Genomic DNA, 26,193 nt, shown 5'->3' on the forward strand with positions numbered 1-26,193 from the left:
TTAATTTCCTTTTTAAAAGAAAATTAAGGTTTATGTTAAGGATTAAGCATTAAAATCAATGACGATTCTACCTGAATTATTATCTTCAAGTACTTGTTTAATATTATCTTCAATATCATTAAAGTGGATTACTTTTTTAATATCATGTAAGTTATCTGGTTTTAAATCTTTAGCTAAACGGCGCCAGATATGTTTGCGTTGTCTCATTTCAGTATAAACTGAATCAATACCTATAATACTTACGCCTCTCAAGATAAATGGAAATACTGAGCTATCAAATTTTGCACCTGCTGTCATACCAATAACAGCAACCATACCATTGTAATCCAATTGTTTCACGATTTGTGATAAACTCTCTCCGCCAACTGGGTCAATGACACCTTGCCAAGTTCGTTTGCCAAGTGCTTTTTGATCGCTATTAGCAATGCGGGAAATAACTTCTTTAGCACCAAGCGCTTTTAGTTTGTCCTCTGCACCTTTTTTGCCAGTACTAGCAATAACATCAAATCCAATTGAATCTAACATCATAATCGCTAATGTACCAACACCTCCGGTAGCACCACGTACGAGTATATCTTTCTTTTCGATAGAAAGGCCGTTATGTTCTAACTTTTCAATAGCTAATCCAGCTGTATATCCAGCTGTACCATAAATCATTGCTTCTTCTAATGTTAAATCCTTTGGTAATGGTACAATCCATTCTTCTTTAACACGTGCATATTCACTAAAACCACCAAAATGGCTAGTCCCTAAGTCATAACCCGTAACGATGACTTCATCGCCTTTTTCGAAAGCATGTGTATCTGAATGTTCTACAACACCAGCTAAATCAATACCTGGAATCATTGGATAAGAAGAAACAATTTTTGAATTTTCTACTGTAGCAAGCGCATCTTTATAATTGATTCCAGAATATTTTACTTTAATAAGTACATCGCCTTCTGGTAGATCATCTACTGAAATATCTTTATATTGATTCACGACTTTGCCGTCTTGTTCATCGACTACAAAGGCTTTGAATGTGTTAGTCATTACTGAATGGCACTCCCTTATGTATAAAAATTACGAAGAATTAAAAAACAAGACCTACTTTATCATGTAATTGAATATTACACAATAAGCCAAACCTAGAGTATTTATAAGAAAGCGTTTTAATTTAAAAAAACTTTTAAATTACATAAAATTCGTAGATTTATTCTATACAAAGTGAATAAGTTAGAACTGAGTCAGGTGCTTTTTAAAATAGTAACCTGTCTTCGACTTTAGTATAATGACAATAAAATATAATGTGGGGTGAAAGCGGAATGGATCAATCTATAGAAATGGTTAAACTAGATGAAGTTAAAGTATTAAGAGAATTAAGTATCACTACGTTTAGGACGACGTTTAAGCATGGTGAATATACAGATGAAGATTTCGACGCATACTTTGATGAGGCTTATGCAGAAGATCAATTACTACAAGAGTTAAAAGATGACAATTCATTCACTTATTTCTATAAGGAAAATCGCGACATTGTTGGATATTTTAAATTAAACATTAATGAAGCACAAACTGAACCAAAGGGGGATGCGTATCTTGAGATTCAACGTATCTACTTTTTACCACATGCCCAAGGTGGTGGGCGGGGCAAACAAGTAATTGAGTTTGCCACTGCGAAAGCGCGTGAATTAAATAAAAAGAAAATATGGTTAGGCGTGTGGGAACATAATGCACAGGCTTTTAATTTTTATAAAAAGCAAGGATTGTCGGTGACAGGTGAACATCAATTTTATACAGGGAATGTTGTAGATACCGACTTGATAATGGAGAGAGACATCTGACCTAGGTATGTTAATTTGACATGTGTAACGATTTAAATTGTCGAAGATGTGTAATCTATCAATATAAACTTAAAAATTCTTTTGATTTTGTTAAATTTATATTTTCTTTTGAAAGAATTTTGATGAAAGATGTTCATTTTTGAATTTATAGTGAATAACATAATAATTCTCATCAACCCTAAATGGTAGCGTGATACATACTAAGTAACCTTTGGGTCATGAGTATTATAAATTCAAGGAGGTTTTCATATATGAAAAAATTATTAGCAGGGTTTTTGACATTATCATTAGCACTAGTTGCTTGTTCAAATGGTAGTGATGATGACAGCAGTAAAAAGGATGATAGTTCAAAAGACAATCAATCTTCTGAGGATAAGTCCAAAGATTCTAAGAACGATGACAAAAAGAACAATGATTCTGATAAAGACAAAGATAACAATTCAGATTCAGACAAAAATTCAGATAGTAAATCTGATGACAGTAGTTCAAGTGATCGCAATAATGGAGATGATGAAAACAGCTCGGATAATGCGTCAGTTTCAGATAGTTCATCAAGTAACAATGACAGTAACGCAAATAGTGATGGCTCAAGTTCAAATGCTGATGGAGATAATGCATCAGGAAACAATGACAATGCTAACAATGCCACATCTTCAGAAAGTAATGGCAACGAGAATGGTACTATGAATGATACTAATGGTAGTAATTCAAATGATAATGCAAGTGCAGATGCAAATAATGGTGCTTCTAGTGCCAACACATCGCAATACGTAGCGCCGTATCAAGGTCAAAATGCAGTGCCAGTAGCACAAAATATTACATCTGGTACACCTGATTCACAAGCTGCATTACAAAACTTACCGAATTTCCAAAATGCTTTAGATAATGCTACAACTGAAGTGAATGGTTTAAATGGACAATCTAATCCATATAATGATTATGCAATTGAAGGTAGCGAAGGAAATTATAGCTATATCTTCAGTTTCCAAAATCAAGCGCAACCTGGAACATATACAATAGCTACAGTTGATCAACAAGGTACTGTTAGAGTAGTGGACCCTGCTTATCAACAATAATATTGAATTTAGGTTTAGAAAAAGTGAGCCAGTCTTTTAATGAAGTCTGGCTCACTTTTTTGTTTGTTATTTAGTTATGACATAGTCTCAATTACTTAGATTTAATACATTTATGAATGATGTGAGAAATTGTTTCAAAGGCATGATTATCTTTATTAATAAATTCAGTATGATGAACATCTTTCATTTGATGACTGATTAAATCATTTAACAATGCTTTTGAATCACTATAACGTACAGTTGATAATGCGTGCATCACGTCATCATATACACCACGTTCTGTTACATATTTTTCATGATCTGGTGTATATTGACATACAACTTTATCTATCGATAGGGCATCAAATATAATCGATGAATAATCAGTCAATACAATATCAGATACTAACAATAAATCTTGAACTTCAATATGCGTAGGTGCAATGATTGCATTTTCAGGCATATAATCTGATTGATCTTCAATATGTCCTTTGAATATCACATTATATTTGTTAAGTAACCCGTCACTTATAGGCAATAAATCAACTTCATCAAAATGTGAGTGCCAAGTTGGAACATATAATAGTGTTTCTTTGTCAGGATTCAATTTAAGTTCTTGTTTGATGAAAGAAATATAATGTTTATCAGATTGTTTGTCCATTAAATATCTAACTCTTGGATAGCCACAATTTAAAATATGAGTTTGTTGTTGTGGAAAAGCAGATTTAAAGTGTTCAATAATTGGGGCACAGTCACTGATAAAATAATCTTGCTGTAACCATTTATTATATTTACGTGCTCGATAATTGTAAATGTTAAGATTTTGCGTCGGTTCCATACTGTCTAAAAACAATTTTTTTATAGGTGTGCCATGCCATAGTTGGATAATGGTACCATTTGGTTTTAAATTGTCTGGAATATAGCTTTCCAAAATAACAACCTGGGCACTTTCTATGAGAGACTTGGTTTTAGGGTCATCTGGTTTTATAAAATTGGGTCCATTTACATCATTCGTAATGAAATATATGGGTAACTTAGAAAAATGTTTTGCAAAGTGATTGAACAAATAGCGAGAATTACCTCTGAAACCATAATCAAAACCTAAGAATACAATATGGTCTTTAATGTTTGATTTATCTTTTTCATATATATAGCTCATATTTTGGTGTTTCTTTACAAAGTGATTTTGAATCATTTTAAATAACCAATGTGGTAATTTAAAATGCGTGCGATTTAAACATTTGTCAGTAAAACGCATTTGATCAGGAGCCAATATTTCGTTGTTTTTAAAGGGCAACGGGTGATTATGCGTATAAGCTAATTTGTTTAAATTGAATTTTGTAGTATTTAATGGCGTTAGATTTTTAATATCATGCCAAATGCGCTTACTTGTTATAAATTCAGAATTAAAGTTAAAAACGACATGACTATCTGTTATGACATCATCTTGCATTAAAGATATCAAAGCCAAATCGAATATATTATTAATATCGTAATTATTTAAGATAGATTGTGTTGTTTCTATATGATATATCACATTTGGAAAATGATTAATATTTTCTATCCAATCATTAAATGTAATGTCTGATTTACCGAAGTATGTGCAATCGTTGATATATTGATTTTTCACTGTATAGTCCGCTACAATCGTACACGGTTTTAATGATACAGCCTCAAGCATGGGTTGATATATGTCTATGCTGTCATTTATTAAGACAAAGTGTGTACAGTCTTCGTGTCTAGCTTTCTCCAGCTCAGATTCTAAATCATGAACTGCAGTAATTTCAATTTGTTTTATCATGAATATCCCTCTACTTAATAGTTAATAATCTTATTTTACCATGTTGCGTACGTGAGACAAAAGATATCCGTGAATAAAAAACCCCGAGCAAAACTCACTATATTTAAATTTATTCTTTACAGCAATGTAAATTAAATGTAATTATAGGGTATGAGTTGTAGCATTTAAAAATAATATTTTAAATTTTTATTGAATTTGGTAGAAAAAATGCTATAATTTAATTGTGAAAAAAATCACAATAAGGAATCGTTTTTATACACAATCATAAATATATGTAGAAAGTAGAAGTGAGTCAAAATGTTTGTAGATACGTTTAACCCCTTTGATAACGTCCTGTTATCATCAATTGTTGCAGCAGTGCCGATTGTTTTATTTCTTTTATGTTTAACTATTTTTAAAATGAAAGGCATTTATGCATCAATCACAACTGTTGTTGTTACAGTTATTATTGCTATCGTCTTCTTTAAACTACCTGTAAATATTGCATCAGGTGCTGTTGTAGAAGGATTTTTCCAAGGGATTATACCCATTGGTTATATCGTTGTAATGGCAGTTTTACTTTATAAGATTACGAATGAAACTGGTCAATTCGATACGATTCAAGATAGTATATCGAGCATTTCTCAGGACCAACGTATTCAATTGCTATTAATTGGATTCGCATTTAATGGATTTTTAGAAGGTGCTGCTGGATTTGGTGTACCTATCGCTATTTGTGCTTTATTACTTACACAATTAGGATTTGCGCCATTGCAAGCTGCCATGTTGTGTTTGATTGCAAACGCTTCAGCAGGTGCTTTTGGTGCCATTGGTTTACCAGTTACAGTTATAGACACATTAGGTTTACACGATAGTGTGACAGGTATGGCAGTTTCTTCTATGTCTGCTTTAACACTTGTGCTTATGAATATGCTTATTCCATTTTTATTAATATGGATTATAGACGGATTTAAAGGTATTAAAGAAACACTACCAGCGATACTTGTAGTTGCGATTACTTTCACTGTTTTACAAGCAATCATTACGGTGTTTATAGGCCCAGAATTAGCAGATATCATACCACCATTAGGTGCAATGATGGCACTTGCAATATTTTCTAAAAAATTCCAGCCAAAACATATCTTTAGAATTAATAAAGATGAAGAACCTCCAAAAATCAGCAAACATCAACCTAAAGAGATTATTTATGCATGGAGTCCATTCGTCATTTTAACAGTAGTTGTAATGATTTGGAGTGCATCTTTCTTTAAAGCGTTGTTTGTTCCAGGTGGTGCGCTAGAATCATTCGTGTTCAACATTGCACTACCAGGTACATATAGTGAAATCGCTAATAAGGCGATCACATTACCGTTAAACATCATAGGTCAAACAGGAACAGCTATTTTAATCGTTATTGTTATTACAATTTTGATGTCCAATAAAGTACATTTTAAAGATGGTGTGCGTTTATTCAAGAACGCATTTAAAGAGTTATGGTTACCAATCATTACGATTTGTTTTATTTTAGTTATTTCTAAATTAATGACTTATGCAGGTTTGAGTAATGCAGTAGGTGAGGGAATTGCGAAAACAGGTAGTATTTTCCCATTATTATCACCAATTTTAGGTTGGATTGGTGTATTCTTAACTGGTTCAGTTACGAATAACAATACTTTATTTGCGCCAATTCAAGCCGCGGTAGCAAGCAATATTGGTGCAAGTGGTGCGTTACTTGTTTCTGCAAATACCGTGGGTGGTGTTGCAGCAAAATTAATTTCACCTCAATCAATCGCTATTGCAACAGCCTCTGTACAACAAGTAGGTAAAGAATCAGAATTACTTAAAATGACACTTCGTTATAGTGTGGCTTTACTGGTTTTCGTATGTATTTGGACTTTCTTATTAAATATATTTATATAGAAAAAACAGATATTAATTTCAAATGGATTTATTTTTAATAGCTTATTATAAAACAAACGCCTACAAAGTAGTCATATGTATGTCTACTTTGTAGGCGTTTTTGCATTGTGTAAGGTGAAAATCCTATGATTGTCGGTTTATCTAATGTCTAAGTATCAAGCATATGTCTAAAAGAAAGATAGATTGCATTTGGCCCATAAGTCTCAACCGTTTGATAACCATTTTCGATAATAACTTGATCCTTAAATTCTTGGTTAATGAGACGGCGTAGTTTGTTTGCTAAAGCGTCTACATTGCCATGTTCAATTAAATAGCCATTTACATTATTTTGAATAATTGATTCAGGACCAGCATTTCCGTCAAAGCTTACTACGACACTGCCTTGATTCATTGCTTCTAATATAACCATGCCAAACCCTTCATTGCGGGATGGAATAACTGTCAGTTCGCTTTTAGCTAATTTTTCATTTAATTGATGTGTTGCGCCTTGAAGAAAAACAATATCCTCTAAGTTATTTTTACGAATCAACTTGGATAAGTTGTCTCGTTCTTTACCATCACCATATATGTGGACCTGATATCCAAATTGCCTCATATTTTCTTGAATTAGATTAATACTGTCAATCAATAAATCAAAGCCTTTTTCGTATTCTAAACGTCCGGCGGCACTAATATTTTTAACTTTTTGTTCTTGTAAGCGTGTTTCATTGATAATATTTGGGATTACAAAAGTAGGGATGTGTATGTAATCTTGATATTTTACTTTATCAGTTTCAGTTAATGTTGTTAATTTGTCTAGATTTTTATAGGCATTAATGATTTCTTGTTGATATGCTTCTGGATGCGCATCAAAATTCATGTGCTCCATACCAATTTTTTCACATTTCATAGGCGCATGTTGAGCAATAAGTATATTAAAACTTGCGCGTGTCCCAATTAGGACATCGGTATTAACGTGTTTAATTGCTTTAATCATTTTCTTTTCTATATAATGTGAAAATTGATTAAGACCAGGTTCGTGTTGGGAAATATACTTGGGTTTCGATAAGGATGTCCATTTAGTAATACGATTAAATAAGATATCTTTAAAATTAAAGGGATGTAATTGGTAGTTAACTAAGGGCTTAACTTTAATGGATGGATTGATATCAAAATAAGGTGATGTGTCTCCTTTAAAAACGGAAATAATTTCCACGTGATGTCCTTTTTCAGCTAGAACATTAGCGATTTGGGAAATCGATTTTACCGTTCCACCCATCGCATAAATATTATGCATAAAAAAAGTGATTGATTTCATAAAAACCTCCAAGCGTACTTTACTTAAATTGAAATCCATTATATCACGAAATGTGTGGTGGATTTCTTTATTTTCTTTGTTTATAAAACGTTGTGATAAATAAAGTATACCTCGTTTTAATAAGTATAATCATCAAAATATGATATATTCTAGTTAACACTTATTAACAAAATTTGTGTAAAATTACTGAAACCCCTTTTTTCATGCGATAATTACGTATATAATTAGAGAGGTATGAAGTAATTGTGTTATTGCGTTAAATACATAAATGGCAATAAGACGAATTTTTTATTTTTAAGTTATAGAAAACGCTTTACTAAATTAGTGAACGTATTATAAAAGTAAAGATAACGTTTCTATTAAACACATATAAAAGGGGGACTGTATTTGTTATGAGTACACAACATAGCAAAACAGATGTCATCTTAATTGGTGGCGGTATCATGAGCGCAACACTAGGGACGATTTTAAAAGAAATCGCTCCTGAGAAAGAAATTAAGATGTATGAAAGGTTATCAACACCTGCTGAAGAAAGTTCGAATGCGTGGAATAATGCGGGCACAGGGCACTCTGCATTATGTGAATTGAACTATACGAGCGAAAATAAAGACGGCACAATTGATATCAAAAAAGCGGTTAAAATCAATGAACAATTTCAAGTTTCCAAACAGTTTTGGAGCTATCTAGTGAAACAAGGGCAACTCGATTATCCAGAAGCATTTATTAAACCAGTGCCTCACATGAGCTTTGTTCAAGGGATTAAAAATGTAGACTTTTTGAAAAGGCGTGTAGAAAGACTAAATAAAAACATTTTATTTAGTAATATGGAAATCACGGACGATAAAGATAAGATAACTGAATGGACGCCTTTAATTATGGAAGGACGTACGTCTAATATCCCCATGGCGATTAGTTATGATAAAACAGGTACAGATGTTAACTTCAGTGCATTGACTAAAAAATTATTTGAAAATTTAGAAGATAAAGATGTAGCATTAAATTATAAACACGAAGTTGAAGACATTAAACAGCGTAAAGACGGTGTTTGGGAAGTGAAAGTTAAAAATCTTGATACAAACACTATAGAAATTGTAGAAAGCGACTTTGTATTTATCGGTGCAGGTGGCGCAAGTTTACCATTATTACAAAAAACAGGCATCAAAGAATCTAAACATATAGGAGGATTCCCAGTTAGTGGGCTCTTCTTAGTGTGTAGAGATGAAGCGATTACCAAAAAACATTTAGCTAAAGTATACGGTAAGGCACCAGTCGGCGCGCCGCCAATGTCTGTACCACATTTAGATACACGCTATATAGATGGTAAACGCACAATTTTATTTGGACCTTTTGCTGGTTTTTCACCGAAGTTTTTAAAAACAGGTTCAAATATGGATTTAATCAAGTCTGTTAAACCTAATAACATAATTACCATGCTTTCTGCGGGAATTAAAGAGATGAATTTAACGAAATATCTTATTTCACAACTTACCTTATCCAACGAAGAACGTATGGAAGATTTACGTCAATTTGTACCGAACGCAAAGAGTGAGGATTGGGAAGTTGTTGTTGCAGGACAAAGAGTACAAGTAATCAAAGATACTGATCAAGGTAAAGGTACCTTACAATTCGGTACAGAAGTCATCACTTCTGAAGATGGCTCATTATCTGCATTACTTGGTGCTTCACCTGGCGCTTCTACGGCGGTAGATATTATGTTAGATTTATTGAAACGTTGCTATAGAGATGAATTTGAAGGTTGGGAAGAAAAAATTAAAGAAATGGTTCCTTCTTTCGGTATGAAATTATCTGAGAATGAAGCACTTTATACGCAATTAAACAAAGAGATTACGAAATATCTTAAAATTAACTAGAGTTATTGGTGATTAAGGATGACAAATAAATAAGCCATGAACTAATGAAGTAGAAATTGTGCATTGTATATCTTTTATTCATATTAAATTAGGCCGAGACATCAAAATGTGTCTCGGCCTAATTCATTGTATGGGTTGTAAATGTAGGGCATCGTTTTATCGAATTAACTTATTGTCTTAGGCACCTTTTTGAATGTGATTTTAAAGGTCGTTCCAGCATTTTTTTCACTATCTACCGTTATTGTGCCATGGTGCAGTTCAAATATTGCTTTTGCTATCGCTAAACCGAGGCCATTACTATTATCATGATTACTTGACTTGTAGAATCGTTCAAATATACGAGCTTGTGTTTCGGCTGACATGCCTTGGCCGTCATCTGTAATTGTACATGTAATTGTCTCTAAGTTTTGTGAAAGTGTGACGTCAACCATGCCACCCGTTGTTGAGTATTTTATCGCATTGGTAATCAAATTTTGAAAGGCTTGATGTAATAAACGTTCGTTACCATTCATACTAATTGTTTCTAAGTCTGACATTAAAATTAAATCTTTTTCATTGGCAGAAAATTGCTCATGTCTAATTATTTTTTTAATCAACTGATTTAATTGAATATCATCATCAAAGTCTAAATGCGCGCCATTATCTATCTCTGATAACAGTAACAATGCTTTTGTTAATTCACTAAGTTGTGTTGTGACTTCATATATTTCTTCAATATATTGCTCACGTGCATTATCCGTTTTAGCAAACTTTAATAAATCAAGTAGATGATGAATATGAGTTAGCGGTGTTTTAATTTCATGCGATACATTTTGAACAAAATGTTGTCTCATATCGTCTAATTGTTTGAGAGATAGGCGCATTTTATCAAAACGATATTGTAATGTACCAAATTCATCTTTACGTGTTACATGAATGACCTCATCAAAGTTACCATGCATCAATCGTTCTGTAGCACGTTTCAACTGTTGTATCGGTTTGATAATCGCATAAGTAGATGAAATAACCAATATAATTGAGAAAAGTAGTAATAATGTGATTAGAATCGCAAGAAATATTCTAAATTCACTAAATGTTTTGCCAATGTCAGGACGCATAAAAACAGCATATGTATGTCCTTTAGATTGATAAGCTATACCAATGGTATTTTTCGTTGTATTCTCAAAAAAACCAGTGATAATAGGATTATAGGGTAAATTTTTAATACCATGATAATCCTTACCATGTAATACAGATTCAGCTGTTTTTTTGCTAATATTATCTTTTCTGAATTCAGTGCCATAATATGTACGATGGCCATCTTCAGAAATTGTCATCACTTGATAATTCATCTCTCCCAAGTGTTTGAAAAAGGGTGCAGATGCTTCAATCCTTGATTCTTTTTGATATTGAATTGAATCCTTTAATGTGCGCATGATTTTAGCGTCGTTATTTTCTTTTAAGTAGTTATGATAAATAATATTAGTACAGAGAAAACTAGCAACTGCAGAGAATATCATAACAGTGATAGTGTAAATGGCTATTCGTGTATAGAGTGATTTAAACATGATCATCCACCTTATAGCCCAATCCTCTTACAGTATGAATCGTTACAGAAGCATCTATTTTTTCAAGTCGTTTTCTCAAACGCTTAATATGAACATCCACTGTACGTTCATCACCTTCATAATCAAAGCCCCATATTTTTTCAATTAATGCATCACGATTAAAGACTTGCCTTGGATTAGAAGCAAGTAAAAAAAGTAACTGAAATTCTTTATTAGGTAAATTCATTGATTTTGATGAAGATTGAATTTCTAAATAGGATTGGTTTAATGTCAGATTACCGATTGAAACTTCGTTATTTATATTAACATTATAACGTTTAAGTACCGCTTTAATTCTGAACATCAATTCCTTAACTTCAAAAGGTTTTGTAACATAATCGTCTGTACCTGTTAAATAAGCTTGTTCTTTATCACTTAAAGCATCTCGTGCAGTTAACATAATGACCGGAATATCGAAATCTTCTTTAAGTATTTTACATAATTCAAATCCACTCATTTTTCCCATCATCACATCTACAATTGCAATATCAACTTGATGTGTTTCAAGATAAGATAAAGCATTTTCTGCACTAGATTGGACAATTGTTTCGAAATGCTCTCGTTCAATATATTTCGAAACATATTCTAATATTTTTGGGTCATCATCGACAATTAGACAGGTTGTCATACGCAAGGTCTCCTTATTAAGTATTATGATTATTATAAATGTAACACTTCGACGATACAATTTATAATAATGAAATAATTTAGATGCGTTCATATTGAGTTCACATTGATAGCATAAACTCCAAATATAAGTTTTAAAGAAGGAGTTGGAAATAATGAAATTAGCATGGCAAGAAATCAAATATTATAAGTTTCGCTATATTTTAATCATGCTCATCATATTATTGTTAGGTATTATGGTGTTATTTATAAGTGGATTAGCTCAAGGATTAGCAAGAGAAAATATCTCAATGTTAGACAACATGAAATCCGAAAAGTATGTTTTACAAGATAATAAGCAACCACAAATTGAGAAGTCGATTATTAAACCAGAACAACAAAATAAAATTGAAGATATTACAGGTCAAGAACCATTAAAAATGGCACCTCAAACATTAAAGATTGATAAAAATGAAGAAGACGTCTTAATGATCAATACGGTTAAAAACGAAAAGCCTGAATTAAAAGCAGGGCATTATCCTACTAAAGACAATGAAGTGGCAATTAATAATAAACTTACTGCTGATGGCATTAACGTAGGAGATAAAATTAAACTTAAAGATGGTAAAGTATTAAAAGTATCAGGTGTACTCAATGATACGATGTATTCACATAGTTCAGTTGTGATGATGAGTGATAATGGATTTAACACATTAAATAAACAAGCTAGCACTATTTATCCAGTTAAAGATTTATCAAAATCAGAGCAAGGGAAAGTGAATGATATTTCTGGCGTGAAAGTATTTACAGAAAATGACATAACAAGTGAAATTCCAAGTTATCAAGCAGAACAAGCGCCATTAAATATGATGATTGTAAGTTTGTTTGTTATTTCAGCGATTGTACTTAGTGCATTCTTCTATGTTATGACAATTCAAAAAATACCAGAAATTGGAATATTAAAAGCGATTGGTATGAAAACAAAACACTTATTAAGTGCATTAATTATTCAAATATTAATTACGACGATGATAGGCGTGATTATATCAGTTGCTATTATTACGGGATTGTCATTCTTAATGCCAGTATCTATGCCATTCCATGTCACAACATCAAATCTACTGTTAGTTGTAGGTGTATTTATTATTGTTGCTATAATTGGAGCAATATTATCATTTATCAAATTATTTAAAGTAGATCCTATCGAAGCAATTGGAGGTGGAGAATAATGAGTTTACAAGTTAAAGATATTAAAAAATCATTTGGTAATGGCCAATCAGAAACTCCTGTATTAAAAGGTATCAATTTCAATGTGAATGAAGGCGAATTTGTTATTCTTAATGGTGCATCTGGATCTGGTAAAACGACATTATTAACTATTTTAGGTGGTTTACTTTCACAAAGTAGTGGAGATATTTTGTATAATAATCAACCTTTATTTACTAGAGATAGAAAGGCTTCAGAATTAAGGTTAAATGAGATTGGCTTTATCTTTCAATCGTCTCACTTAGTACCATATTTAAAAGTAAAAGCACAATTGGCAACGATTGGTAAAGAGGCAGGAATGACTATGAAAGAAGCTAATCAAAGGGCAGAAACTTTACTAAAACAAATAGGACTAAACCATCGCTTGACTGCCTTTCCTCATATGCTGTCTGGTGGGGAGAAACAACGTGTGGCAATTGTGAGAGCACTAATGAATCATCCTAAAATTATCTTAGCTGATGAACCGACTGCAAGTTTAGATGCGGAACGTGCGACGGAAGTTATTGAAATGATCAAAAATCAAATTAAAAGTAAAAAAATGATTGGCATCATGATCACTCATGATAAACGTTTATTTGAATATGCTGATAAAGTCATTGAATTAAATGATGGCGTTATTCCCAATGCCTAAATGATAGATGTGTTATTTTAGATGCAATGCAATAGGGCGTTAAGATAAAACGGAATGTATACTTAAAGTATTTAATTTATTACATCCGCAAATAGTATAAATAAAAATCTGAGACACTTAGTGATGTCTCAGATTTTTTATTCACTCAATGACGCGTAGCGATACAGTGTTCATATTTAAAATATGTTATAAAGGGATACTTGGAATAAACCAATATGCGATTATGCATATGAAAAACAAAGCTGCAAAATAAACCGTTAATAATAATTTATATTGATACATTAATGCTAAGAAATCACGAATTAATGCAATTTCAAAAAAATGATAAGGTGTATGACTTCCAACTCCAGTTAATTTTAAATTGAATTTTTGTCCAAAGCGTAAAGCACGCATAATATGAAATTGACTTGTGACACAGACAATTTTAGGGACACATTCGAAGTGGCTCTCAATGAGTGATTTAGAGAATTGGATATTCTCTGACGTACTTGTGGATTGATCTTCTAACATAATACGATTTGATTCAACACCATGATGTATTAAATAGCGCTTCATGGCTAGCGCTTCGGAGATGGGTTCATCGGGACCTTGTCCGCCGCTCACAATAAACTTAGCATTTGGTTGTTGTATATATAAAGTTAAAGCACGATCCAAACGGCTAGCTAACATAGGCGTTACATTTTCTGTAAATATACCAGCACCTAGGACAAGTATGACATTGAAGTCAGGTTTAATATTCAGATTTAAAAAGTTCGACGAACACATCATGTAGCAAATAAAAGTGAAAAGCGCGCTAAAAGATATAGCTGAAATCCATAGAAAGATAACGTTAATACCAATAGGAATCAAACTAATGTAAAAGCATGCAAGCGTGAAAACAACGAGCTTAAAAGCCACATAATAGAGACGTTTTAAGAAAAGGGCACTCATGCGATTTTGCATTAAATGCTTATGTTTGATGTGTAATAATAGAGCGCCTAAGGACATGACAACAAGAATATCTATAGGTAGCGTATGCTCACCAATATGTATAATAATGACAACATAACCTAATATTACCTGGGAAATATATATTGAAAGATGTGCCGAATATTTGAAGTTAAAAAACATACACAAATATGTAAATAATATCATAATACATAAAGCCAAAGTTAACATACCCATGCCTCACTTCCGATTTTTATAGTATATTAAATGTAGTGTAATCTTTCGAAATAAGCAAATTTAATTATTAATACTAAGGTAACCAAGTAAAAATATGAATTAATATAAGTATAAGTTGCGAGTTTTAACTTTTATACATAATAAAATATTGATATCATTAACATAATATAAAAAAAACAAAAATTAAATGATTTTTAATGGAACATTGAGGTGGCAGGTATGGTAAAAAATTTAGGTAATCATATTGAGTTTATGGGAGAGTTCATTGATGATGTGAATACATTGATGGCGAAGTTACTGAAAGCATTGAGAGAAGAATATAAAATTTCAAAAGAACAAGCTAACGTGATTTTGATGTTAGAAAATGAAAAAGCAATGACTTTGACAGCAATTACAGAGAAACAAGGGGTTAATAAAGCAGCAGTAAGTCGAAGAATAAAAAAATTGATACAAGCTGAAGTTGTAGAATGGGATAAAGCCGAAGCACATACAGATCAGCGTTTAAAATATATTAAGTTAACGGAAAAAGGTAAGCAATTTAATCGAGAAAGTAAATCTATCATCAACGATATCGTAAGTGACATGTTGCATGATTTGTCAGATGAAGAAATCGAACAGGCGAGATATGTGCTCGAGATTATTGATCGTCGACTAAAGAATTTTAATTTAAAAAACCACGCATAAATTTAGTTGACGTAACATACGATGAGTAAAAAGCAATCTTAAATATTGATTATTGACGTTATTGTGTCAATGCTACTTTAATCGTGTTATTGGACTAACGATGTATATCATTTTTAGCATGCGTTACATATAATAAGGTAAGTAGAATAAAATAGGCAATTTATGTTTGCATATTGGATTAATTAAAGTAGCAACAGCAAGCTTACATATGGTTTCATTTTAATGTGTGTTAAAATAATGTGATGATGTATGAATTTAGAGATAAAGAGGTGATAAAATGCGAAAATGTCCTAAATGTGGGGGGAGTATGAGAGATAAACAAAGTAAGTGTGGCCATTGTGGTTATGAAGTCACTGACAATCACTCAGAACAACTCACGCGTTCATTAAAAGATAATAAAAAAAGCGCAAATATAAAAGCACGTAAAATTATCCCCTGGGGAATTGCATTCTTTATCATTATCTTACTTATTATTATTTTCTTCTTATTAAAAAACTTCAATTCGCCTGAAGCACAATCAGAGTTGCTTATAAATGCAGTCGATAATAATGATACACAAAAGCTTTCTACAATCCTAAGTACACAAAACAATAGTGTGGATGAGACAGAAGCAACCGCTTATATTAAATATATAAAAAATGAGGTTGGGATGGACAACTTTGTAAAAGATGTGAATCAAAAAATCAAGAAGTTAAATGAGAGCGAGACCAAAGAAGCGGATTTTGTCACTGCTAAAAATGGAGAAAATGTATTGAGAGTTAGTAAAAATGGAAGACGTTATTTAATTTTTGATAACATGAGTTTTACGGCTCCTACTAAAGAAGCTATCGTCAAACCTAAATATGATGCGACATATAAATTTAAATCTGATGATAAACAAAAAACAGTCACTGCTGAAAAAAATAAAACGACAGCAATAGGTAAATTTATTCCAGGTGATTACTTACTAGAAACTAAAAAAGAAACGGCTAATGGCCAATTTGATGGTCAATTAAAGTTTAATTTTAATAATAGTAATAATGAAACGATAGATGTCAGCGAAGATTTTAACGAGGCATATATTCAAGTTGAATTAAGTGGCGCATCAGAAATAGATAAAGACACTGTAAAAGTAAAAATCAACGATAAAACTTACGATTATGCTAAAGCAAAAGAGATTGGTCCATATCCAAAAACAAATGATATTACTGTTTCTGCTGAAGGCGAAGCTAAGAAGAAAACATTTAAGTCAGCTGAAACGACAGTGAAAACAGATAATCTAAAAGATAAAACAAAAGTAACATTAAATTTTGATGATGATGAAATACAATCCTATGTAGATAAAAAAGAAAAAGAAGAGAATAGCTTTAGAAATAAGGTGACTAATTTTTTCGGTAATTTCACTACAGCGATGAATAGTGCACATAGTCAAAGTGATTTTTCTTTAGTATCATCTTATTTGAAGAAAAACACAGATAACTATAAGTCGACTAAAAGTGATGTGAATTCAAACCGTTTATTCTTTATACAACAACCACAAATAACAGAAATCATTAAACAAGGTAATACATTTTATGTAACTGGACAAGCTTTGAAAGAGAATGGTCAATATGGAGAAGTTGACTATCAATTACAAGGTGATGGAGATGCAGATAATTTAAAAGTAGTTAAATATTCAGAGTAATTAATAAAGGTATTTAATTGGTCTATATTATTGTAAGACCATATAATATTAAATAATTGGAATGAGGAAGAACGAGGTGCTTTTAACCTCGTTCTTTTTGTATAGAGAAATGAATATACAAGCAAGTATTTAAAAGTGGGAAGGTTAAAGCTATAATGGTGTTAATATGTATAAAATGATAAGAATAGAATTATTTTTAGGAGAACTTAAATGACTAATAAACAAACGCAGCACAAACAATCATTACTGTTTGTCATTATTTTAGGGGCTTTAACAGCAATCGGCGCTTTATCTATTGATATGTTCTTGCCTGGCTTACCTCAAATACAATCAGATTTTAGTACAACAACTTCAAATTCACAATTAACATTATCTCTATTTATGATTGGTCTCGCTTTAGGTAATTTATTTGTTGGTCCAATCTCTGATGCGATAGGTAGAAAAACGCCACTTGTTGTAGCCATGTCATTATTTACATTGGCAAGTATAGGTATTATTTTCGTCGATAATATTTGGCTCATGATTGCTCTAAGATTTGTTCAAGGTTTCTGTGGCGGTGCAGGTGCAGTTATATCACGCGCGATATCTAGTGATTTATATAGTGGAAAGCAATTAACAAAATTCTTAGCTTTACTTATGCTAGTAAATGGTGTAGCGCCGGTCATAGCACCTGCTCTAGGTGGCGTTATATTATCGTTCGCTACTTGGCGTATGGTCTTTGTTATTTTAACGTTGTTCGGTGTTTCAATGGTCATTGGCTCACTATTTAAAGTACCAGAATCTTTGGAATTAGAAGAACGAGACAGTCCACATCTTGGTAGTATATTTAAAAATTTCAAGCAATTATTAATTACGCCCAGATTTGTATTACCAATGTTGATTCAAGGTGTAACATTTATTATGTTGTTTAGTTACATATCTGCTTCGCCATTTATTACGCAAAGTATTTATCAAATGTCGGCGCAACAATTTAGTATTATGTTTGCAGTCATAGGTATCAGTTTGATTATTTCTAGCCAATTGACTGGTAAAATGGTTGATTATATAGATCGACTAACTTTGTTAAGAATTTTAACCATAATACAAATTATTGGTGTAGCAGTCGTATCGATGACGCTAGTCATGCATTTATCAATGTGGTTGTTATTTATTGGTTTTGTTATTCTCGTAGCACCAGTTACTGGTGTGGCGACATTAGGCTTTTCAATTGCAATGGATGAACGCACTGGTGGTAACGGCAGTGCATCTAGTTTATTAGGATTAGTTCAATCCTTATTAGGTGGACTTGTTTCGCCTTTAGTCGGCATGATGGGTGAAGACAGTTATATACCATATATTACCATTATTATGATAGCTGGTATTTTGCTCATTATTTTGCAATGTATCAATTATTTTGTGTTTAAGTATATACCATCTAAAAATAGTATTGAATAATTAAAGCGGTCGAGACACGTATCATGTCTCGACCGCTTTAATTATTTTAAAATGTTATGCTTATGCGCAATAACTCATATGATATTAGCGTCTAAGTTTTATAGCGTTTGCTAGTAAAATTTGTGCCAGTTCATTAGGTGTTTCGATACACTCTTCACGTATCCAAAAGTATATAATACCAATTTGTCCGCCAATAGCATATGTGACAAATTGTTTTTTCTTCAATATTGTCGTGTAATCGACAAGCATATTCGTATACGTCTCTTTAGTGATTTTTACATAATCCGTAAACAAATCTCGATTAGGGTGTGAGACAAATATGGCATGGAAAAATCCATAGTGACGTTTAATATAAGTTAATATGACTTTGAAAAATTGATAGAGTTTAAAATGATTAATTTCATTTTTATCGAAACTGAAGTATAGTGCATTTAATAATTTTTTATATTTTTGAAGATGATATGTTTGAATCGTAGATAAAAGATCATACTTATCTACAAAGTAATCGTAGAAGGTCGTTCGATTAATGCCACTATAAGCACAGATCATTTTAATAGTAATGTCTTCAAAAGGATGTTCTTCTAGCAAAGTAATCATATTTCGAATAATTTTTTCTTTAGCTTTCTGTTTCATTTTATCTCCTTCAAAAATTGCATACAATAACTTACCCGACACATTTTATAGAAGTGTCGGTGTTTTTTTAAATGTTATGTATCTATAATATATAAAGTGAATTTTAAAAGCAAATAGGAGGAAAGAGTAATGAAAAAAATGGTATTAATCAACATCGTTACCATTGTAGTTCTTGTGATTATAGGAGTAGTCGGTTTCCATTTTTATAATCAAGCTACAGGATTTGTAAGTACTGATAATGCGAAAGTAGATGGAGAACAAATTAAAATATCTGCACCAGCATCAGGTGAAATCAAATCATTCGATGTAAAAAACAATGAAAAATTAAATAAAGGTGATAAAGTTGCAGAAATTGCAGCTAAAGGTGAAGATGGCCAATCACAAAACATGGACGTTAAAATGCCACAAGATGGTACAATCGTAAAAACAGATGGTATGGAAGGTTCAATGGCGCAAGCAGGGACTCCAATTGCTTATGCTTATAATTTAGATGATTCTTACATTACTGCAAATGTTGATGAAAAAGATATTGCAGATGTTGAAGAAGGCAAAGATGTAAATGTAAAACTTGACGGCGAAGACGCTGAACTTAAAGGTAAAGTAGAAGAAGTTGGTAAAGCTACAGCTTCAAGTTTCTCAATGATGCCTTCATCAAACACTGATGGTAATTATACAAAAGTATCTCAAGTTGTACCTGTGAAAATTTCACTCGATTCAAAACCATCTAAAAATGTTGTTCCAGGAATGAACGCTGAAGTTAAAATTCATAAAAATTAAGGGGGTCTTTAAATGACAATGACCTTCATTATAATTTACGTAGTCATAGCGCTCATTTTAGTTGGGTTACTTAATGTTTTTCTAACTAAAAGAAAACATAATAAAGTAAATCAACAAGTGGAACAAACAAAGCATGAAAGTCATGTTTCTAATGAAAATTATCAATCTAAATTTAAAGTGAACGATACGGAAGATTCTCAGGAATCATCCAAGGAGTCAAAAGCAACGAACGAAGATGATCGTGAAAATAATGATGAGAATGATGAATTAAACACATTTTCTACTGATATCAATGATACAGAAGTAGAACAACAAGATGATTCAGATCATGAAGCGATCAATCCTAATTCAGAAGAAGCTAAAGTAAATGAAAAATTAAAAGAAAAGCATAGTACATTTATGTTTGGTAAAGGTACGACCCAAGGTAAAGTATTAATTGCGATGATCTTTGGTATGTTTATAGCTATATTAAACCAAACTTTACTTAATGTAGCGTTACCGAAGATAAACACAGATTTCAATATTTCAGCTAATACGGGTCAATGGCTAATGACAGGATTTATGCTAGTAAATGGTATCTTAATTCCAGTCAGCGCCTACTTATTTAATAAATATTCGTATCGTAAGCTATTCTTAGTTGCGATGACATTATTTACGATTGGTTCTTTAGTCTGTGGACTGTCTGAATCATTTACAATCATGATGGTAGGTCGTGTATTACAAGCTATTGGTGCCGGTATATTAATGCCGTTAGGTACAAATGTATTTATGACAATTTTCCCACCTGAAAGACGTGGGGCAGCGATGGGTACGCTTGGTATCGCTATGATTTTAGCACCAGCGATTGGTCCAACATTATCTGGTTATATTGTTGAAAATTATCATTGGAATGTTATGTTCTATGGTATGTTCATCATTGGTTTGGTATCTTTAGCCATTGCTTATATTTGGTTTAGAGTATATCAAGTAACAACAAATCCAAAAGCCGATGTACCAGGAATTATCTTTAGTACGATTGGTTTCGGTGCGTTACTTTACGGATTCAGTGAAGCAGGTAACAATAGTTGGAGTTCACCTATCGTAGTCATTTCCTTAATATTAGGTGTTATCTTTATTATTGCATTTGTCATCAGAGAACTTACAATGCGTGTGCCTATGTTAAGTATGGAAGTATTAAAATACTCAGGATTTACGTTAACAACAGTCATCAATATGATCGTTACAATGAGTTTATTTGGTGGTATGATTCTTTTACCACTTTACTTGCAAAACTTAAGAGGCTTTACCCCAATTCAATCAGGTCTGTTATTACTACCTGGTGCCTTGATTATGGGTGTTATGGGTCCAATTGCTGGTAAATTATTAGACACAATTGGTATCAAACCATTGGCATTAGTAGGTACTGCAATCATGACTTATGCTACTTGGGAATTAACGAAATTAAATATGAATACGACTTATGGTCATTTAATGCTTATTTATATTATTCGTTCTTTTGGTATGAGTTTTATTATGATGCCAATTATGACAGCTGGTATGAATGCATTACCACAGAGATTAATTGCACATGGTAATGCCTTATCAAATACATTAAGACAACTTGCAGGTTCAATTGGTACGGCGTTATTAGTGACAGTGATGTCTACACAAACAACGCAATATGCTGCAGGTTACGCACAAGATTTAGATAAAACGAACCCATTTATTAAAGATCGTTTACAAGAAATGGCGCAAGCGTTAGGCGGCGAACAAATGGCAACTTCACAAGTGCTAGAATTTGTTCAAAAACTAGCTTCTATCAATGGTGTCAATAGTGCATTCTTAATTGCAACAGCGCTAAGTGCACTTGCATTTATTTTAAGTTTATTCTTAAAAGGTAAAGATCACTATATGTCTAAAGAAAATTAAATCATATTTTTTGATTAACATAAAAGCCGCCTCCAACTTAAATGTTGGAAGCGGCTTTTTCTTTTACAGTATGTTTTTAAATAGATGACGATAAGCTTATTTACGCACTATACGATTTCTGAAAAACATGCTAATTAATACGAGCGCGATACTACATCCTAACAATGTAAAAGCATTATGAATTGCATCAGCTTCAGTTAAGATTTGGGTAGGTTTAACTGAAATATAATATTGATTCATTGAGTCTGAAATTCTAGAAGCAATATTTTTAATTAGATAAGAAAAACCAAATGTAATGACTAACATAATCGCGATGACAAACATATTTACTACTTTTAATACGGTTCTGTTAAATAGTAAAGTAAAGAAAGTTAAGACTAAACTTAAAATACAGGCGATAAAGAACACGTAAAATACTAGGATTAATCGATCGATACTCGTTTGTAAATTATCGATTGAGGCGACATTAATATTTAAGTTAGAAATATCATTTATAGTAGTTTGGAAATTAGTGAGTTTATGAAAATTGATTGTCTCTTGCGCGAAGACTAAATTAAAAATAGGTTCCTTAAACATGCTATAACCCGTTATGGCCATTAAAATAAGGACAATAATCTGGATAAGCATACTTACCCAAGACTTTTTCTTTTTTTCAAAACGCATCCCACGTTGCATGGGTTCACTTGTTAGGGTATGTTCAAAATCTTTAAATTGATGGTTCTGTTCTGCCATAGGATACTCCTTTCATTACTGTAGAATGCTACATCTAAATATTTTATGACTTTTGTTTCTATTTTGTTATAATATGCAATAACTGTGATAACTAGTTATTGATAGATTCGATTATTAGGGAACTCAAATTATATTATAACTGTATTTTTATGTCATTGTATTAATTTTACCATACTATGAATTTTGATTAGTAAGTAAAATGAAATATTCTAAATACTTGGAGAATAAACTTAGATTGGATGGATTATAAATGAAATCAAGACTGACAACTAAATTTGTGAATAAGTACCTCTTACCTCATAGATCTATTATTTTTAGTTCAGATGAAGCTTTTGAGCAATTTTTAAATAATCGCGAGAAAATTAATGAAAAAAAACATAAACAACCTGAAACATTGAATGTTAAATCTGATTTAGATAAACAAATGCTAGGGGATATGCAAGTCTTTAGATTTCGTTTTAGACATAGCCACGAAAGAAAAATACTCTATATACACGGTGGTTATAATACATTGCAGCCATCTGCTTTTCATTGGAGATTTATGGATAAGCTTTCATTAAGTACATTAAGTGAAGTTGTCATGCCAATCTATCCAAAGACACCTGAGTTTCATATAGAAGATACTTATAATGCTATATTTGAGATGTACAATAAATTGCTAACTGAAGTGGATAGTGATGCTATTGTCATTATGGGAGATGGCACTGGTGCTGCTTTAGCACTAAGTTTTGTGCAACAACTGAAGAAAAAAAAACACCCTTTACCAAGTAAATTATATTTGTTTTCACCGTTACTAGATGCCCAATTGGATAATGAAGGTATCACGGAATCACTAGATAAAAAAGATGTCATCGTTAATAAAGATGGCGTACAACGCATTTTAAACATATGGTCTCATAATCTGCCATTAGACGATGCACGTGTGTCACCAATTTATGGAGAACTGACAGATTTGCCACCGATATATATGTTTGGCGGTGCATACGAAATTTACCTCCCAGACATGCAAAGATTTGCACATATTTTAGCAGATAAATCACAAGAAATACATTTTTATGAATATAAAAGAATGATTCATGCTTTCCCCTTATTACCTATAAGAGAGTCTCATAAAGTGGTTAAGCAAATCGTAGAAACGTTAAAAGATGAATGAACAGATAACTAAATATTTTAAAACAAGCTGAAACATGGATGTCAAAGCTTGTTTTTTTATAATCATTAATAAAATGCTATATGGCTAGAAATAGCGAATCAAAATGCATATATGGTTGTCATACAACGACCTGTGATTAGGTTGTGATTATAGTTTTATAGCTTTACGCTACATTAGGTTTGTTGCACATGTCATTAAAATGTTTGGTTTAATATCGTTGTGTGAACTGTGTCGATAATTAATTTTTGACCCATTAATGAATAATGATGTGCAAGTACTACATCATAGTCTTCGGTGGGTAGCGCAAGGCTTTTAAACTTAGCTGCAGATGATTCGAATGATTTGATGACTTGAGTGCTAAATTCCGTAAAATTAAGCTTGAAAGCTGCATCGTCAGAATCATTTTTTAATATTGAATCTATGGCATCAATCGCTTTCTTCTGACCTTGTAAATAACTGATATCTAAACCACGTTTAATTAATTTATTGTCTGGTCCGTTTAATACAAGTTGCTTACTTTGATTTAATTCGCTTAATTCATATTTAGTATCATCGAATAAATCATACAATTGTGATGCTACTGCTGAATGTATATGATTTGTCATAGTAATATCTAAACTCCTTTTCTTGAAATCCGAATACGATGGCCTAATTGTTTTGGCCATTCAATTAATTGTTGATTATCATAATAATTGATAATTGCTTGTGCAAATTGTTCTGGGAAAGGTGCAGTTTTAATAGTTGCACGATCAATACCTAACATGAGTGCTTCATTCGTAGCAACTTTTGAACCATGTTCATTTGTCATTATGGAAAAGAAATGGACGCTTTTTTCATTATAATCATATAAATAGATGGTAATGTGATAGCGTTCGTTTTTCTTTAATTCAGAAAGGTAGGCCGTGTGTTCTTCAACTGTAAATAGTGTATAGTTTAAGGCTTCACGCTCTTCCAGGGATAATCCGTGTTGATAATTGAATTGGTTAATGGCATCGCTAAAGACCATATTATAATGAGCATCATGCATGTGACCATTGTGATCAATCATATCTTCGTTCACTTGCTGAATCACTGTGAAAGGATTTTTCATGAATACAACTCCTCAAAGTTTGAAAATATATAATTAAAGTTTAACATGTTTTAAAGTATGCTTAACGAAATAAATCTAAAACATACACACATACTATTTCATGGTAAAATAAAGGAAACGATTTCGGGAGGGGAATAATGAGTATAACGATTAAATATCAAACTTCTGAACAACCTTTCGTTCAGGTAGCTCACTATAATGAAATACCAAAAGAAGCTACGCTGATTTGGTATGATTTTAATGACCCAACGGAAACTGAAAACGAAGTATTACAATCACAATTTAAATTTAATAAACTTGAAATTGAAGATACGATAAAAGGGACACCGAGAGCAAAATATAAGGCCTATGAAACATATCAATATCTCGTCTTTCATAGTATGGATACCCCTTTTAATAGGGATAAAGCGTTAAATTTGTTTATCAAAGATAATATTTTGATTACATACCATCACAAACCATTTTCAATATTAGAAGATGTAGAACAAATGATTAAACATCAATTTAATAAAGATTTAGATACGTCTGATGTGGCACTGTATATTTTAGATAAATTGGTAGATGATTATTTTAAACACATTTATGACATCGAAGATAGAGTGTTTGAATTCGAAGACCAAAATTTAAACAGTCAATCCATTAAAGGTATCATGGAAGATGTATTTAAAATTCGTGGTGACATTATTAAATTGAAACGCATTATATACCCTATGAACGAATTAATAGATAATATTAAAGAAAGTAAGCTATTACTTGTAGATAGTAAAAATCATATGTATATTCAACATATAGAGGATCATATTATTAAACAACAAAGTATTTTAAAAACTGCACAAGAAGTGACAACTGAAATAAGAGATAATTATTCGTCCTATACCTCATTTAAAATGAATAGTGTGATGCAAATACTGACCCTAGTATCTGTGATATTCTTACCATTAACGTTAATTGCAGGTATATATGGCATGAACTTTATCAATATGCCTGAGTTAAAGTGGCATTATGGTTACTATATTGTATTAGGTATTATGTTGGCGATTAGTGCAGGATGTATTTATTATTTTAAAAAAGAAAAATGGTTTTAGTATGTAATTTAAGACATTATTTAATATATCAAAGC

At 31.9% G+C, this 26,193-nt stretch carries 23 protein-coding genes; 13 read left to right on the forward strand and 10 right to left on the reverse strand.

Annotated features, from left to right (window positions below):
- Positions 1-42: 42 nt before the first annotated feature.
- Complete coding sequence (locus tag M1D64_RS02685; protein ID WP_002482484.1) at positions 43-1,032, reverse strand: acrylyl-CoA reductase family protein; 990 nt, start codon at positions 1,030-1,032, stop codon at positions 43-45.
- 272 nt (positions 1,033-1,304) lie between these two features.
- Here M1D64_RS02685 and M1D64_RS02690 point away from each other — a divergent pair, with 272 nt between their 5' ends.
- Together M1D64_RS02690 and M1D64_RS02695 are read left to right on the forward strand one after the other, a co-directional pair.
- Positions 1,305-1,823, forward strand: a complete 519-nt coding sequence (locus tag M1D64_RS02690; protein ID WP_115338408.1) for a GNAT family N-acetyltransferase — start codon at positions 1,305-1,307, stop codon at positions 1,821-1,823.
- A 251-nt stretch (positions 1,824-2,074) separates the two neighbouring features.
- Positions 2,075-2,899, forward strand: a complete 825-nt coding sequence (locus M1D64_RS02695) for a hypothetical protein (protein WP_069821551.1) — start codon at positions 2,075-2,077, stop codon at positions 2,897-2,899.
- A 91-nt stretch (positions 2,900-2,990) separates the two neighbouring features.
- Here the strand turns inward: M1D64_RS02695 and M1D64_RS02700 are convergent, their stop codons facing one another.
- A complete protein-coding gene (locus tag M1D64_RS02700; RefSeq protein WP_115338409.1) occupies positions 2,991-4,679 on the reverse strand; it encodes a CDP-glycerol glycerophosphotransferase family protein in 1,689 nt (562 codons plus the stop codon).
- A gap of 297 nt (positions 4,680-4,976) precedes the next feature.
- On the opposite strand from M1D64_RS02700, the gene M1D64_RS02705 reads away from it, so the two are divergent.
- Positions 4,977-6,578 carry an L-lactate permease gene (locus tag M1D64_RS02705; RefSeq protein WP_011302489.1) on the forward strand — a complete coding sequence of 534 codons (1,602 nt, stop codon included), beginning with the start codon at positions 4,977-4,979 and terminating at the stop codon, positions 6,576-6,578.
- Positions 6,579-6,726: 148 nt separating this feature from the next.
- Here M1D64_RS02705 and M1D64_RS02710 read toward each other — a convergent pair whose 3' ends face one another.
- Positions 6,727-7,875: a glycosyltransferase family 4 protein gene (locus tag M1D64_RS02710; protein ID WP_037537812.1), complete on the reverse strand. Its 1,149-nt coding sequence runs from the start codon at positions 7,873-7,875 to the stop codon at positions 6,727-6,729.
- Positions 7,876-8,267: 392 nt separating this feature from the next.
- On the opposite strand from M1D64_RS02710, the gene mqo reads away from it, so the two are divergent.
- Positions 8,268-9,746, forward strand: a complete 1,479-nt coding sequence (gene mqo / locus M1D64_RS02715; protein WP_069838167.1) for a malate dehydrogenase (quinone) — start codon at positions 8,268-8,270, stop codon at positions 9,744-9,746.
- A gap of 164 nt (positions 9,747-9,910) precedes the next feature.
- Here mqo and M1D64_RS02720 read toward each other — a convergent pair whose 3' ends face one another.
- Positions 9,911-11,293 carry a HAMP domain-containing sensor histidine kinase gene (locus M1D64_RS02720; protein WP_069838166.1) on the reverse strand — a complete coding sequence of 461 codons (1,383 nt, stop codon included), beginning with the start codon at positions 11,291-11,293 and terminating at the stop codon, positions 9,911-9,913.
- Positions 11,286-11,960: a response regulator transcription factor gene (locus tag M1D64_RS02725; protein ID WP_002482492.1), complete on the reverse strand. Its 675-nt coding sequence runs from the start codon at positions 11,958-11,960 to the stop codon at positions 11,286-11,288. Before M1D64_RS02725 ends, M1D64_RS02720 begins: the two co-directional genes overlap by 8 nt.
- A gap of 154 nt (positions 11,961-12,114) precedes the next feature.
- On the opposite strand from M1D64_RS02725, the gene M1D64_RS02730 reads away from it, so the two are divergent.
- Both M1D64_RS02730 and M1D64_RS02735 read left to right on the forward strand, forming a co-directional pair.
- The gene (locus M1D64_RS02730; RefSeq protein WP_041079185.1) at positions 12,115-13,167 is read left to right on the forward strand and encodes an ABC transporter permease; all 1,053 of its coding nucleotides are present in this window, start codon (positions 12,115-12,117) and stop codon (positions 13,165-13,167) included.
- Positions 13,167-13,835, forward strand: coding sequence for an ABC transporter ATP-binding protein (locus tag M1D64_RS02735; RefSeq protein ID WP_069838165.1), 669 nt, complete (start codon positions 13,167-13,169; stop codon positions 13,833-13,835). The genes M1D64_RS02730 and M1D64_RS02735 overlap by 1 nt, the downstream gene beginning before the upstream one ends.
- A gap of 186 nt (positions 13,836-14,021) precedes the next feature.
- Here the strand turns inward: M1D64_RS02735 and M1D64_RS02740 are convergent, their stop codons facing one another.
- Entirely contained in the window at positions 14,022-14,999 is a 978-nt protein-coding gene (locus M1D64_RS02740) for a YdcF family protein (protein ID WP_081324743.1), read from the reverse strand.
- 219 nt (positions 15,000-15,218) lie between these two features.
- On the opposite strand from M1D64_RS02740, the gene M1D64_RS02745 reads away from it, so the two are divergent.
- From M1D64_RS02745 to M1D64_RS02755, 3 genes are all read left to right on the forward strand, one after another.
- Positions 15,219-15,683 carry a MarR family transcriptional regulator TcaR gene (locus M1D64_RS02745; protein WP_041079181.1) on the forward strand — a complete coding sequence of 155 codons (465 nt, stop codon included), beginning with the start codon at positions 15,219-15,221 and terminating at the stop codon, positions 15,681-15,683.
- A gap of 277 nt (positions 15,684-15,960) precedes the next feature.
- Positions 15,961-17,346 (forward strand): TcaA NTF2-like domain-containing protein, encoded by a 1,386-nt coding sequence (locus M1D64_RS02750; RefSeq protein ID WP_480977545.1) that lies wholly within the window; start codon positions 15,961-15,963, stop codon positions 17,344-17,346.
- Positions 17,347-17,556: 210 nt separating this feature from the next.
- Positions 17,557-18,780, forward strand: coding sequence for a putative multidrug effflux MFS transporter TcaB (locus M1D64_RS02755; protein WP_041079179.1), 1,224 nt, complete (start codon positions 17,557-17,559; stop codon positions 18,778-18,780).
- Positions 18,781-18,864: 84 nt separating this feature from the next.
- On the opposite strand, the gene M1D64_RS02760 is transcribed toward M1D64_RS02755, so the two are convergent.
- On the reverse strand, positions 18,865-19,413 hold the full coding sequence (locus M1D64_RS02760; RefSeq protein ID WP_037537839.1) for a TetR/AcrR family transcriptional regulator: 549 nt from the start codon (positions 19,411-19,413) through the stop codon (positions 18,865-18,867).
- Between the two features lie 129 nt (positions 19,414-19,542).
- On the opposite strand from M1D64_RS02760, the gene M1D64_RS02765 reads away from it, so the two are divergent.
- Both M1D64_RS02765 and M1D64_RS02770 read left to right on the forward strand, forming a co-directional pair.
- Positions 19,543-20,190: an HlyD family secretion protein gene (locus tag M1D64_RS02765; protein WP_011302500.1), complete on the forward strand. Its 648-nt coding sequence runs from the start codon at positions 19,543-19,545 to the stop codon at positions 20,188-20,190.
- 12 nt (positions 20,191-20,202) lie between these two features.
- Positions 20,203-22,098, forward strand: coding sequence for a DHA2 family efflux MFS transporter permease subunit (locus tag M1D64_RS02770; protein WP_069838162.1), 1,896 nt, complete (start codon positions 20,203-20,205; stop codon positions 22,096-22,098).
- Between the two features lie 96 nt (positions 22,099-22,194).
- On the opposite strand, the gene M1D64_RS02775 is transcribed toward M1D64_RS02770, so the two are convergent.
- A complete protein-coding gene (locus M1D64_RS02775; RefSeq protein ID WP_002482503.1) occupies positions 22,195-22,830 on the reverse strand; it encodes a hypothetical protein in 636 nt (211 codons plus the stop codon).
- Between the two features lie 250 nt (positions 22,831-23,080).
- Between M1D64_RS02775 and M1D64_RS02780 the strand changes: the two genes are divergently transcribed.
- Positions 23,081-23,983, forward strand: coding sequence for an alpha/beta hydrolase fold domain-containing protein (locus M1D64_RS02780; RefSeq protein WP_041079174.1), 903 nt, complete (start codon positions 23,081-23,083; stop codon positions 23,981-23,983).
- Between the two features lie 194 nt (positions 23,984-24,177).
- Here the strand turns inward: M1D64_RS02780 and M1D64_RS02785 are convergent, their stop codons facing one another.
- Together M1D64_RS02785 and M1D64_RS02790 are read right to left on the reverse strand one after the other, a co-directional pair.
- On the reverse strand, positions 24,178-24,588 hold the full coding sequence (locus M1D64_RS02785) for a hypothetical protein (protein WP_002482505.1): 411 nt from the start codon (positions 24,586-24,588) through the stop codon (positions 24,178-24,180).
- 8 nt (positions 24,589-24,596) lie between these two features.
- Positions 24,597-25,073, reverse strand: coding sequence for a thioesterase family protein (locus M1D64_RS02790; protein WP_069838161.1), 477 nt, complete (start codon positions 25,071-25,073; stop codon positions 24,597-24,599).
- A 137-nt stretch (positions 25,074-25,210) separates the two neighbouring features.
- On the opposite strand from M1D64_RS02790, the gene corA reads away from it, so the two are divergent.
- Positions 25,211-26,158 (forward strand): magnesium/cobalt transporter CorA, encoded by a 948-nt coding sequence (corA, locus tag M1D64_RS02795; RefSeq protein WP_069838160.1) that lies wholly within the window; start codon positions 25,211-25,213, stop codon positions 26,156-26,158.
- Positions 26,159-26,193: the final 35 nt, after the last annotated feature.

It is taken from the genome of Staphylococcus sp. Z5-21, assembly GCF_056529615.1.